The 12,944-nt window shown below is 28.1% G+C and carries 12 protein-coding genes and 1 riboswitch; of the genes, 3 read left to right on the top strand and 9 right to left on the bottom strand.

Features of this window, described 5'->3' with window-relative positions; translation table 11 throughout:
• Positions 1-137 precede the first annotated feature (137 nt).
• Positions 138-242, top strand: a riboswitch (TPP riboswitch).
• 118 nt (positions 243-360) lie between these two features.
• Together thiC and purF are read left to right on the top strand one after the other, a co-directional pair.
• On the top strand, positions 361-1,674 hold the full coding sequence (gene thiC, locus VN21_RS15590) for a phosphomethylpyrimidine synthase ThiC (RefSeq protein WP_046824066.1): 1,314 nt from the start codon (positions 361-363) through the stop codon (positions 1,672-1,674).
• A gap of 16 nt (positions 1,675-1,690) precedes the next feature.
• Positions 1,691-3,019: an amidophosphoribosyltransferase gene (purF, locus tag VN21_RS15585; RefSeq protein ID WP_226896725.1), complete on the top strand. Its 1,329-nt coding sequence runs from the start codon at positions 1,691-1,693 to the stop codon at positions 3,017-3,019.
• A gap of 47 nt (positions 3,020-3,066) precedes the next feature.
• On the opposite strand, the gene VN21_RS15580 is transcribed toward purF, so the two are convergent.
• The 8 genes from VN21_RS15580 to VN21_RS15545 form a co-directional block, all read right to left on the bottom strand.
• On the bottom strand, positions 3,067-3,774 hold the full coding sequence (locus tag VN21_RS15580) for a TraX family protein (RefSeq protein ID WP_046824064.1): 708 nt from the start codon (positions 3,772-3,774) through the stop codon (positions 3,067-3,069).
• 142 nt (positions 3,775-3,916) lie between these two features.
• Entirely contained in the window at positions 3,917-4,435 is a 519-nt protein-coding gene (locus VN21_RS15575; protein WP_046824063.1) for a hypothetical protein, read from the bottom strand.
• Between the two features lie 179 nt (positions 4,436-4,614).
• Complete coding sequence (locus tag VN21_RS15570) at positions 4,615-6,024, bottom strand: vWA domain-containing protein (RefSeq protein ID WP_046824062.1); 1,410 nt, start codon at positions 6,022-6,024, stop codon at positions 4,615-4,617.
• A gap of 3 nt (positions 6,025-6,027) precedes the next feature.
• Positions 6,028-7,155, bottom strand: a complete 1,128-nt coding sequence (locus tag VN21_RS15565) for an ATP-binding protein (protein ID WP_046824061.1) — start codon at positions 7,153-7,155, stop codon at positions 6,028-6,030.
• A gap of 12 nt (positions 7,156-7,167) precedes the next feature.
• On the bottom strand, positions 7,168-7,971 hold the full coding sequence (locus tag VN21_RS15560; RefSeq protein ID WP_046824060.1) for a hypothetical protein: 804 nt from the start codon (positions 7,969-7,971) through the stop codon (positions 7,168-7,170).
• Positions 7,972-8,150: 179 nt separating this feature from the next.
• Entirely contained in the window at positions 8,151-9,023 is an 873-nt protein-coding gene (pdxS, locus tag VN21_RS15555; protein WP_046824059.1) for a pyridoxal 5'-phosphate synthase lyase subunit PdxS, read from the bottom strand.
• Positions 9,024-9,245: 222 nt separating this feature from the next.
• On the bottom strand, positions 9,246-10,037 hold the full coding sequence (proC, locus tag VN21_RS15550; RefSeq protein WP_046824058.1) for a pyrroline-5-carboxylate reductase: 792 nt from the start codon (positions 10,035-10,037) through the stop codon (positions 9,246-9,248).
• Positions 10,038-10,104: 67 nt separating this feature from the next.
• Complete coding sequence (locus VN21_RS15545; protein ID WP_046824057.1) at positions 10,105-10,533, bottom strand: N-acetyltransferase; 429 nt, start codon at positions 10,531-10,533, stop codon at positions 10,105-10,107.
• A gap of 149 nt (positions 10,534-10,682) precedes the next feature.
• Between VN21_RS15545 and VN21_RS15540 the strand changes: the two genes are divergently transcribed.
• The gene (locus VN21_RS15540) at positions 10,683-11,657 is read left to right on the top strand and encodes an aromatic acid exporter family protein (protein WP_046824056.1); all 975 of its coding nucleotides are present in this window, start codon (positions 10,683-10,685) and stop codon (positions 11,655-11,657) included.
• Positions 11,658-11,735: 78 nt separating this feature from the next.
• On the opposite strand, the gene pepI is transcribed toward VN21_RS15540, so the two are convergent.
• On the bottom strand, positions 11,736-12,617 hold the full coding sequence (gene pepI, locus VN21_RS15535) for a proline iminopeptidase (RefSeq protein WP_046824055.1): 882 nt from the start codon (positions 12,615-12,617) through the stop codon (positions 11,736-11,738).
• Between the last annotated feature and the right edge of the window lie 327 nt (positions 12,618-12,944).

Genomic DNA, 12,944 nt, shown 5'->3' with positions numbered 1-12,944 from the left:
TTAAATTTTTTAAATAAACTAAAAATATCTAATTTATGGTTTTATAAATTAAAAGCTCCAAAAAAACCTTTACATAGTAAATTTTTAAGACTATAATGATTTTGAAGTTACAAATTTATTATTATTTAAAATTAAATATATTTAACTAGGGGTGCCACTTTCGGCTGAGAGATGGATTGTACCATTAACCCTTTGAACCTGAAGTAGTTAGAACTACCGTAGGAAAGTTATTTTCTTTTAGATTATGATGATGACTATATTTTTTAGTCTATTTTATAATATTTGGTAAAGAAGCTTTATCTTATGGTAAAGCTTCTTTTTTATTTTTTAAATACAATATAAAGTAAAGGGGATTTAAAAATGAATTACACAACTCAAATGGATGCTGCTAAAAAAGGAATTACTACAAAGGAAATGGAAATAGTAGCTAAAAAAGAAAGTATGGATATAGAAATTTTAAAAAACTTAATTGCGAATGGACAAATAGTAATTCCAGCTAATAAAAATCATACATCTTTAAACCCAGAAGGCGTTGGAAAAAACTTAAGAACAAAAATCAATGTAAACTTGGGTATATCTAAGGATTGCTATGATATCGATGAAGAAATGAAAAAAGTTCAATTAGCTTTAGATATGAATTCTGAAGCTATAATGGATTTAAGCTCTTTTGGAAAAACTGAAGAATTCAGAAAAAAACTTATATCTAATTCTAGTGCTATGATTGGAACTGTTCCAATTTATGACGCTGTTGGTTTTTATGATAAAGAGTTAAAGGATATTACAGCTAAAGAATTTTTAGATGTTGTTAAGAAACATGCAAAAGACGGTGTTGACTTTGTAACTATACACGCTGGTATAAACAAAGAAACTGCCTCTGTTTTTAAAAGAAATAAAAGGCTTACAAATATAGTTTCAAGGGGTGGCTCTTTAATGTATGCATGGATGGAATTAAACAATAAAGAAAACCCTTTCTTTGAATATTTTGATGATCTACTAGAAATATGTAAAGAGTATGATTTAACTTTAAGTCTTGGAGATGCATGTAGACCTGGATCTATACAAGATGCATCTGATGCATGTCAAATAAAAGAATTAATGATCTTAGGGGAGTTAACATTAAGAGCTTGGGAGCAAAATGTTCAAGTTATTATAGAAGGTCCAGGACATATGTCTTTAGATGAAATTCAAGCAAATATGATTCTTGAAAAAAAATTGTGTCACGGCGCTCCATTTTATGTATTAGGTCCTATAGTCACAGATATTGCTCCAGGATATGATCATATAACAAGTGCTATTGGCGGAGCTTTAGCTTCGAGTTTTGGTGCCGATTTTTTGTGCTACGTTACTCCAGCAGAACATCTAAGACTACCTAATTTAGATGATGTTAAAGAAGGTATAATAGCAACTAAAATAGCTGCTCATTCTGGTGACATAGCCAAGAAAATACCTGGTGCTATAAATTGGGATAATAATATGAGTAAAGCTAGACAAGAACTCGATTGGGATAAAATGTTTGACCTTTGTATAGATCCTGAAAAAGCTAAAAGATATAGAAAAGAATCTACTCCTGAACATAGCGATAGCTGCACAATGTGCGGAAAAATGTGTTCCATGCGAAATATGAATAAGATAATGCAAGGAAAAGACATTAACATATTAAGAGCTGATAACTAAAATGCAGACTGACTGTATGGATAAATATAAAGAAGAATGCGGAGTTGTTGGTATTTTTTCTACTAATAAAATTAATTTACATTCTTCTTTATACTCATCACTTATCACACTTCAGCATCGAGGACAAGATAGTTGTGGGGTAGCTTTTTCGGATAAAGAGTCAATCAAAGGTTATAAAGGGGTTGGATTGGTTAATGAAGTTTTTTCTCGTCACATACCTCCAAACTTAAATGGATATTTAGGAGTAGGACATGTTCGTTATTCTACTTTTGGTGAAATTAATTTACTTAACGCACAACCAATTTTTAATAATAATTCAAATTGTAATATAGCTTTAGCTCATAATGGAAATATTACTAACATTTTAAAGTTAAAAAATGAATTAAAAGAATTTAATTTCAATACTACCTCTGATTCAGAAGTAATATTAAAACTTATTAAAAAGCATTATAAAAACTCTATTGAAGAATCTTTATACTCAGCAATAAACAAATTAGATGGTGGTTTTTCATGCGTTTTAATCACAAAGAATGAGTTATTTGCATTTCGAGATCGAAATGGTATAAGGCCTCTTTGCATTGGCAAGATTAAAGATGACTACATCGTGTGTTCTGAGAGTTGTGTTATAGATATTTTGGGTGGAGAGTTTATAAGAGATGTTTTACCTGGAGAAATTATTAAAATAGATATTTATGGAGTAAAAACTATTAACACTTCTAGCTTATGTAAATGTATGACGTGTTCTTTTGAGTATATTTATTTTTCTAGAATTGATAGTATTATTGATGGTGTTAATGTTTATAACACGAGGTTTAAATCAGGTATAAACTTATACCATGAACATCCTGTAGATGCAGATGTTGTAATAGCAGTTCCTGAGTCAGGTAATACCTCTGCACTAGGCTTTTCTAAAGCTTCGTCTATACCTCTGACCACTGGGTTCGTTAAAAATAATTTTTTAGGTAGAAGTTTTATAAAACCTTCCCCATGTAAAAGATATGAAACTGTAAATTTGAAATTAAATGTTATTAAAGAAAATGTAAAAAATAAAAAAGTCGTAGTCGTAGATGACTCAATAATAAGAGGTACTACTTGTAAAAAAATAGTATCTCTTCTTAAAAACGCAGGAGCAAAAGAAATTCATTATAGAGTCGCTTCACCTATAGTTACATCTCCTTGTTGTTTAGGTATAAATACATCAAAATCTGAACTTATAGGTTCAACTATGAATTTAAATGAAATTGCAAATTTCATAGGTACTGATAGCTTGGGGTATCTAAGTATATCAGGATTTTTAAATACACTACCTAAAAATAAAACCACATGCCTAAAATGTTTTTTATAATTCTGTAAATAAAAAAGGAAGTAATTTAAATTACTTCCTTTTTAAAATTAATTAGCTATTAATTTTGCTACAGATACAATTACAATTAGATGTATCGGATAGAACCAGTAAAACATCCATTTTATAAACTTATTGCTCAATCCTAACTTACCATTGTACATAAGTATAGGAATTATTGCAAATACCATCATCCACTGATAATCCCATAGTGTTGCTGCTTCTATAAAATCTGGTCCTATTGCACTCATCAAAACAAATAATCCCATTGCAATGTATAATATAGACATAATAAGTTTTTTATCTCTAAAGAAATAAAATATTAATACCATGGCTACTCCAAATATAGATGACTCAGTAAATAATCCACCTATAACCATGAATACAATAGCTAGTAAAGCTCCTATTATTCTCTTAGTTAACTCATTTGCTTTATTTTTAGCTGTATCTATTCCTACAAGCATTACTAAAGCGCATCCTATTGATAAGAAAATATTGTTATGAATTCCAATTAAAAAATCTACCCCTATCATAACTACTCCCATTGAAAAAACTCTAGTTATATATTTAGTCCTGCTTCTCGTATAGAAAAACCCTTCTACTATTAGATAAAAGAATATTGGTGATGCTAATTTACCTAAATATCCAAACCATATAGGAATATCAACACCAGCAGGGCTAAAATAAGTATAAATATGATCCATCGCCATAAATATAATTGCCATAATTTTAAGTGTAAAACTACTAAACTTTTGCATATATTCTCTCCTTTGACTTTATTTCATATATAAGATTATCATAAATAACTTTTTATTAATATTTATCTACCTTTCATAAAAATTACATTTTTGAAAGAAAAAAGACATGTTAAAAAACATGTCTTTTTTCTTTCAAAAACTTTTATAAAATAGCAAAATAATCAACTATATATGCATACATCTGATCTCCTAATGTTATATAATAATAGGCTGGAGTAAGGTAATCAGATTCAAATAATCGCTTTGCTTCAGGATTATTTTTATATAACTGCTTTATTAAGTTTTGTTGTTGTCTTAAGCTTATTATATAACTATCTGCAATAAATTGAATTTCTTCTGAAAAAAACAAATCTGAAAAAGAATCTTTGTAAATATTTCTATGATTGTCCAAATCTAGCCTAACAGAATTGAGTTGTATTAAATAAGTATCTATATATTGATTTATCCGATTTAAATCTTCTGTGTTTAAATCTGCTGAAATATTTATTGTACTCATATTATCTCTAATTCTTTTTAATTCCTTTAGTTCTTTCATTAGTTGTTCTTTGCCTTGTAGTTTCTCTATCTTAGGATAATATCTATCTTGTGCATATACAAGTTTAGAAGAAAAAGGTACAATAAGAATGCTAACTAAAATAATAATCATTAACTTTTTACTCATATCTATTCATCTGCTCCTTTTTATAATTACAATTTACTTTAGTATTCCCCAACATTTATTTATATAATTCTTAAGCTAAATAGTCATTTTATTGAATTCTTTTATCTTTATAAAATATAATTAAGACTTTTTAAATGTATAATAAAAAGCACATTGATTAAAAATCAATGTGTCTTTTATTATAATATTGGTGCTTGATTATTCATTGAATATCCATCATCCCGAACATCACTCATATCTATAGTTGTTTCTTTAACTTTAACCTTGCTAAGTTTTTTAACCGCTCCATAAGGCTTTTTTAATGATAATTTATCTCCTTGTCCAGATATTACCCATAAAATTTTATAGCCTTTAGGAATTACTTGCAGCCTATCTTCGCCTTTCCCATCTGTAAAGTACACCAATAAGTTGATTTTTTTATTATTTGAATAGTTAAATACTGGTGAAAATCTAGTTCCTCCCCTTATTTTAAGCCTATCCTTTATATCTTTATAAGATTTAACTTTATAAGTTCTTTTAATTTCATTATCACACTCAATTATAGTAATTTCCTGATTATAGTTTTTAACTATATTTAGTACTTCCTTAATGGCTTGTTTAAATTCTTCATCGCTAATACTTCCACTTATATCAAGCGCTACTGCAATTTCTGCTTTATGACCTCTAAGTTCTCCTCTTAAATCTAATCTATTTGGCTGTCTTCTATTTCGCCTTGTTATGGTCTTCTTTTTATTACTTTCAACTGTTCCCATCAATTTTTTTAAATATAAATTCCAAGGTAATTCACCGTTACTATTTTTAAGAGCTGATATCATATCTTCTAAATAGTCTGGGAGTTTTCCTTTTTGAGCATTATTAGCAAATTTTTCAGTAAATTCTTTAAAAGTTTTTTCATCTATATCTTCTGAATCCTCCCATATATCATGAGTATGTTCAGGGCTATATTCAGTTTCTACATCTTCTCCTATACTACTATCATCTTCTTCACCTTCATCATCTTTTTCCATCAAGTTAAGTTCAGTTTGAATATTTTCTACGTAATATTCAAATGTTTCATATGGCTCAAGATTCATAGAATATTTTACATTTACTGATTCTAAAGTTGTAGCATATGGAGGTAGGTTATTTAAAAACTTATTTATAACTATATCCATTGCCATATTTATAGCTAGAGTACTGTAATTTCCTTTTAATTTTTTCGCTCTTAGTAAATGCATTGATACTACATGAAGAATTTCATGCTTTATTGTACTTTCCATTTGTCTCATGTTAAGGTTTAAAAATATTAAAGGATTAAAATATATAACATACTTTGCACCTTTAAAGTTCACAGCAGTAGGACTACTTATATCAAACCTTATTTCTCTTCCCATTTGAAATAAAAAATATCCATAAAAGTTATCTTTATCTTCCATGATACTTAAGCTAACTTTATCTATAAGTTCAAAAAATTCATTTTTAAAGTCTTTCGGTAAATCTATCTCAAATTTTTCGCCTTTACGATTAGCTTTTAACATAGAAAATTGATTAATTATTTCATTTGCTCTATAATAAAGATTTTCTGTTTGTTTAATAAAATAATTTTCCATACTCTATCCCCTTATTAAGCTATAAGATTCAAAATATAGTTCTATAAATTTTTCATTTTCTATGGCTATTTTGTATAATCCAGGATAGCTACTTTTAATATCTTTCATGATTCCAACCATTAAATCTATAGGATATAATTTTAAAAACTCAATTAATCTATCTATATAAACTTTTGAATCATTATTATCTTTTATATTTAAATCTAGCTTTTTTAAAATATTCATAGCTGATAGATACAACCTTGTATGACTTTCATTTTTTACTTTTTCTATAATTTCTGAATCTAATGTTTCTACTAAAAAAATATCTTCATATGATACCAAAGGACTACAATCTGATTCAATGAAGCTTATAAACTCTTCAGCTATAACTTTTCCTACATTTCCTTTTATTACATTTAAAAATACAGACCTAGGTATTGAATCTTTTTGTTCTTTAAAAATCGTATAACTTTTAGAAACTCTCTCATAACTTCTAGGAGTTGCTCTAACATCTTCATCATTTATCTTGTGCAGATATTCAGGGAAAGTAGATATAAATTCTATTACTTTATCTTCGATACCCTCTCTTATTGCCCAGTTTATCCACTGTGTATGGTCTGCTTCCATATTTAACCATACAAATCTATTTTCTTGAGCTGCATCCATGTCCACAACCTGATAATCAAAGTCTGAACCATATTTACTTGATGGATTCATTGCAGCTAATATTTTAACTTCGTCATTTAACTTATATCCATTTATTTCTCTGTTTAATATAAGATTCATAAGTTCTTGTTGTACTGTATGTTCACATCTATTTATCTCATCTATAAATAATAAAACATTTCGTCCTTTAGCTATTTCTTCATCAATTTCTCTTAATTTATTATGAACTGCATATATGGTAGTTTTTTTTTCTATATTTTCTCCATTTGAATTAAGCACTACATAAGATTCTACTGTTGGAAGACCTCCTATTTCACCTTCTTTAAGCAAGTTTCCATCTATAACAATTAAACTCCAATCATTTTCTTTAGCAATTTTTTTTGCTAATGCAGTTTTTCCTATTCCACTTTCTCCAACTACTAAAGGAACTTCCCCTGTAGCTAATACTAAATTAACACTCTTTAATGTATCTATAAAATTCATACTGCCTCTCTCCTAAATCATCTTTAATTTTTCATCTACAGCTATTTTTTTTGCTGTTTTACTTCCATATTTATAAATGAACATAATCTTATCCATTTTGAAATTTTCACTATTTCTATCTATAATATTACAATTTAAAAAGTCTCTTACATATTTATCTTCAACAGCTTCATTTGATAATACTTGTTTTAGAATTTCTTCTAACTCATATTCCAATATTTCTCTTGAAATATATTTTATCACTAAAATATTTATTTTTAAAAAATCTAACATTTTATCCTTGTCTAAATCTGTTATGAATGTAATAGACGCTTCATTTTGTTTAATTGCTATAGATTGTGCTTCATACGTAGGTGAATTTATATACTTTAATGCCCCGTAATTTGCTTTTACTGCTTCTATCTGAGCACTTTCACAAGGATTTTTTATATATTTTATTGAATCATAATTTTTTTTAACTGCTAGTAACTGTAATTCTTCACTTGGATTTTTTATATATTGAATTGCCCACCCTGATTGATTTAAAGCTAATTTAAAAACTTTTTCGGTTGGATTTTTTATATAATCTAATAAGCTCCATCCAGAATTTATAGCTTTAATCATCATATCCTCACTTGGATTTTCTATATATTTAATTGCTCTAATATTATTATTTATAGCGGCTTCTTGAATTTCTATATTTGGATTTTTTATATGAGCTAACACCAAACCATTTTTTTTAACTGCAAGCAACTTCATTTCCTCTGTTGGATTATTTATAGTTGATATAATATTAGGGTTATTATCTATCATTTTTAAGATTTTCGCTTCTTCCATATTATGCCTTTCCTTTATATGATTAATTTTATATATATTTATTTCTCATTATATTAATATACTTTTTTCGCAAATTTAAACAGAATATTTGTACAAATTTAAAATAAAATTCCCTAAAGCTATATTAGCCTTAGGGAAAATGTTTGTAAATAAAATTTATTTTTTTATATGATTTTTTATTATCTTACAGCTAATTGCTCTTCTTCCTTTAAACTTGCTACAGCTATTCCATGCATAGCTTCTCCTAAGTTTTCAGATATTTCAGCAAGCACTTTAGGATTATTGTAGTTATTAACAGCTTTTACTATCGCTTCTGCTCTTTTTTGGGGATTGCTTGACTTAAATATTCCAGATCCTACAAATACACCATCACAGCCTAATTGCATCATTAATGCTGCATCAGCTGGAGTTGCTATTCCTCCTGCTGCAAAATTAACTACAGTCAACTTTCCATGTTCATTTACATACTTAACTAGATTGTGCGGAGCCCCCATTTCTTTTGAAGCATTCATAAGCTCTTCTTCATCCATTGAAACTATTCTCTTTATATCAGAATTCATAGTCCTCATATGTTTTACAGCTTCAACTACATCCCCAGTACCAGCTTCACCCTTAGTTCTTATCATCAAAGCACCTTCTCCAATTCTTCTTAAAGCTTCTCCTAAATTTCTTGCTCCACAAACAAAAGGAACTTCAAAGCTATTTTTATTAATATGATACATATTGTCTGCAGGTGTTAAAACTTCACTTTCATCGATAAAATCAATTTTTAATGCTTGAAGTATCTGTGCTTCTACAAAATGTCCTATTCTTGCTTTAGCCATAATAGGTATACTTACAGCATCTTGTATTTCTTTTATCATATTTGGATCTGACATTCTAGCTACGCCACCTTGCTTTCTAATATCAGAGGGTACCCTTTCAAGCGCCATTACTGCACATGCCCCTGCATTCTGTGCAATAATCGCCTCTTCCTTATTCGTTACATCCATTATTACTCCACCTTTTAAAGTTTGAGCTAAATCCCCATTTGAATTGTACCCATTTTTCATTTTAATTTTCCCCCTTAACTTGTATAAAATCAATTTAAGTGTAGTACAATTACCATTTCCATTCAATATGTTTGTATTTTTATTATTTTTTTTATCAATTGTATGATTACAATTCAGTTATATTCCTATATCTTTTAAAATATAAAAAGGAAGCACTCTCCATAACTAGTACTTCCTTTTTATATATTTTTTAATTTACTTATTATATTTAGTTTTTATTTTTTATTTTCCTTCGATTGCATCTATTGCATCAACTATAGCTCCTCTAAATCCTTTTTTCTCTAGTGTAGTTACTCCTAATATAGTCGTTCCACCAGGAGAACACACTGCATCTTTCATCGCTCCAGGATGTTCTCCTGTTTCTATTTGAAGTTTACCAGTTCCTAAAATCATCTGGCTAGCTAATTTATAAGATGCTTCACGTGTTAATCCGTGTTTAACTGCAGCATCTGATAATGCTTCTATAAACATACTTGCAAATGCAGGTCCACATCCACTAATCGTTCCTGCTATAGACAGTTGATTACTATCAACAAATTCTAACAATGCTATTTTTGAAAATATATCATTTATTAGTTTATATTCTTTATCAGATAAAGAATGAAGCTTTTCTGCAACTATAATACCTTCTCCTATTGATACAGGCGTATTTGGTATTGTGCTTAAATGTGATGTTCCTGGAAGTAATAACTCTTCATATTTATCAAATGTATATCCTGCTGCTACAGAAACAACGATTTTATCCTTTAAAATTTCCTTGATAGGTTCAATTACCGCTGGTATAACATTAGGTTTAACCGCAATAATAACTATGTCACTTTCATTTACTAGCTCTTGAGATGTTTGGCATGCATTTATACCATTTGCTTTAGTACTTTTACATAGATTATCCCAATTTCTTGCACAAGCGTAAATCTGATTAGGCTTAACAACATTTTTTATAATAAGACCTTCTGCTAAAGCCTTTGCCATGTTTCCAAAGCCAATAAAACCTATTTTAACATTTGCTATCATATCGTTCCTCCAAATTGTATAATATGTGTTTTATATTTATATCTGTATTTTAATATAATGCCACAATCTATATTTTATTTTTCATTATGTATTCTGTGTATCCAGAGTCTTCATTTAATCCTTCTTCAATTATCTCAAAGCCTTTTCTATTATAAAACTCTACTGATTTTTTATTTTCTTTGTATACTGCTAGAGTAAGCTTTTTGTATTTTTCAACCGAAAAATCTATTAATTTAGTTCCTATACCCATACCTTGAAATTTTACATCAACAAATAACGCTCCTATAAATTCATTATTTATAATACTTATAAATCCTCTTGTTTCTCCCTCTTCTTCATATACAAATGTATCTGCTATGGGTATATATACATCTTTTACAACCTTATAATTATTTTCCCAGTATTCTCTAGATATAAAGTTATGAGCCTTCACAGTACTTTCTAGCCATATATCCATTATTTTATCTATATCTATATTTGTTAATTTTCTAATCATATAATATACTCCTCCTTTCCATATTACTTATAGTTAAACTTTATCATTAATTATCAAACAAATAAATACATATTAGCTTGTTTTGTATTAAAGTAGATAATTTTTATGATAAAATGTAAATTGTAGATTTATCCAAAGGAGGTTTATACTTGAATAAAATTAATACGCTTAAAATAATAAAATTATCCTTAGGAAGTTCCTTAGCCATATTTATTGCTTGGTTATTAAATTTAGAATATTCAATGGTAGCTGGGGTTATAGTTTTGCTAACAGTAAAAAATACTAAAAAAGAAACACTTAAAGGTACTATTGGAAAAATATATGGATTTTTCCTATGCACAATTTTTTCATACTTATGTTTTAATACTTTAGGATACCATTTAGTTTCATTTTCAATATTTATATTCATAATTATATTTATCTGTTTTTTATTAAAAATTCAAGATGTTATCGCTATGTGTGTAGTTATTGCCTCTCATTACTTCATGAAAGGTGATATTTCTACTAGCTTAATTTTAAATGAAGCTGGAATATTTGTTATAGGTGCTGGAATAGGAGTTATTATAAATATGTATATTCCTACAAACATAAACAAAATCTATGAAGGTCAAAGAAAACTACAAAATGAAGTAAGTACCGTACTTATAGATATAGCAGACATTATCGTAAATCCCAACAAAGAAAATAAATATACTTTTGATTTAAATACTCTAAATACGCTTATTAGTAGCAGTATTTCTGAGGCTTATGACAATATTAATAATAGTTTATTGAGTGATACTAAGTTTTTTCTAGATCACATGGATATTATTAAAAGTCAGAGGGATATATTAGAAAACTTGTATACTCATGTATCACAATTAAGTTGTGCTCCTCCGCAAGCGCATATTTTATCTGCTTTTATACATAAAATTGGTCATGCTTCATTTGAATCGGAAACTGTAAATCAGCTTCTTGATGAATTAAACAGGTTAATGATTAGTATGAAAAATGAGCCACTACCTATAAGTAGAAGTGAGTTTGAAAATAGAGCTATTTTATTTTTATGCTTAACTGAATTAAAACAATTTCTGATTAATCGTAAACAAGCACAAATACTTAGAGATAGTAATTATTATAAATAATTACTATCTGTTGTCTTATAGATAATAAAAAATAGATTAAGCATATCCTGCTTAATCTATTTTTTATTATCTATAATTTTAGTCATTTTTGTCTAACCATTTAGTTAAAACTTCTATGTATTTATCGTTTTCCTCAACAAAAGGCATATGTCTTGAGTACTGGAACAATTCCCATTCACTATTAGGTATTTTATCATACATAGTCTTTGCAATATATGGTGAGCATAAATCTCTAGACCCACTAGTTATTAAACATGGTTCTTTTATTTCATCTAATCTATCTGTAAACTCATATCCAGAAAGAGTTCCTGTAGGAGAAAATTCATTTTTACCCCATCCTACAACATATGCTTCTGAACCTGATTTCTTAGGTCTTCTTAAACACTCAGGATCATTTTCAGTTACCTTACCTGCACAATGCATTTCCATAAACTTATCAAGTGCATTGTTATATTCCTCACTAGAATAATCTCCAGAATTTACTGCCTCAAGTAATGCTTCTTGATCAGCTTTATTCATATATGAAATTCTTCTTTTTTGTTCTTCTTCCCACAGTTTTGCAGAAGAAAGCGTAGATGAAAGAATATATGATTTAATTCCCTTTGGTTTATACTCTATAGCATACCAAATAGCTTGCATTCCACCCCAAGATTGCCCTAATAAATGAATTTCTTCAAGTCCTAGATGCTTTCTAAGCTCCATAAGCTCTTTTATCCAAACATCAGCATTAAATAGTTCAGGATGGCCTTCTACAAATGAGTTCCCACATCCAATTTGGTCATACATTATTACCTGTCTGCCAGTTTCAGCTATTTTGTCTAATACCTCAAAATAATTATGTGTAGAACCTGGCCCTCCATGAAGTAGCACTAATGGTTTCTTTCCTTCTGTTGATTCTCCTACTATACGATAGTAAGTTTTAGAACCTTCAAAAGGCATGTATCCTTCAGTTATTTTCATGTTAATCCCCTCCAATTTGTCATTAAGAACAATACTAAGTTCTTTTAGTAACATATTTTTACTTTCCTTTTAAATAGTATAACATATAAATTTCATAATATTTTGTATAAAATATAAAACCTACGCGTCTATGTCCCAATCATAAAACAGTTACAAACAAAATTCATTAAATAAATGCTGTCTCATATGCTTTTTCATCATAAATTAAGAGTTTTGCCCTCATTTATGAATTTTATTTTCGGCTTTTTTTATAATATATCAAGTAAATTTTTTGTTAAATTTTTACATAATTTTAACTTAATACTTTTTATGAATTAAATATTTTTT

Origin of the sequence: Paraclostridium benzoelyticum (assembly GCF_001006285.1) — a bacterium.
Taxonomy (GTDB): Bacteria; Bacillota; Clostridia; order Peptostreptococcales; family Peptostreptococcaceae; genus Paraclostridium; species Paraclostridium benzoelyticum.
This window is presented reverse-complemented; position numbering and strand designations above follow the sequence as displayed.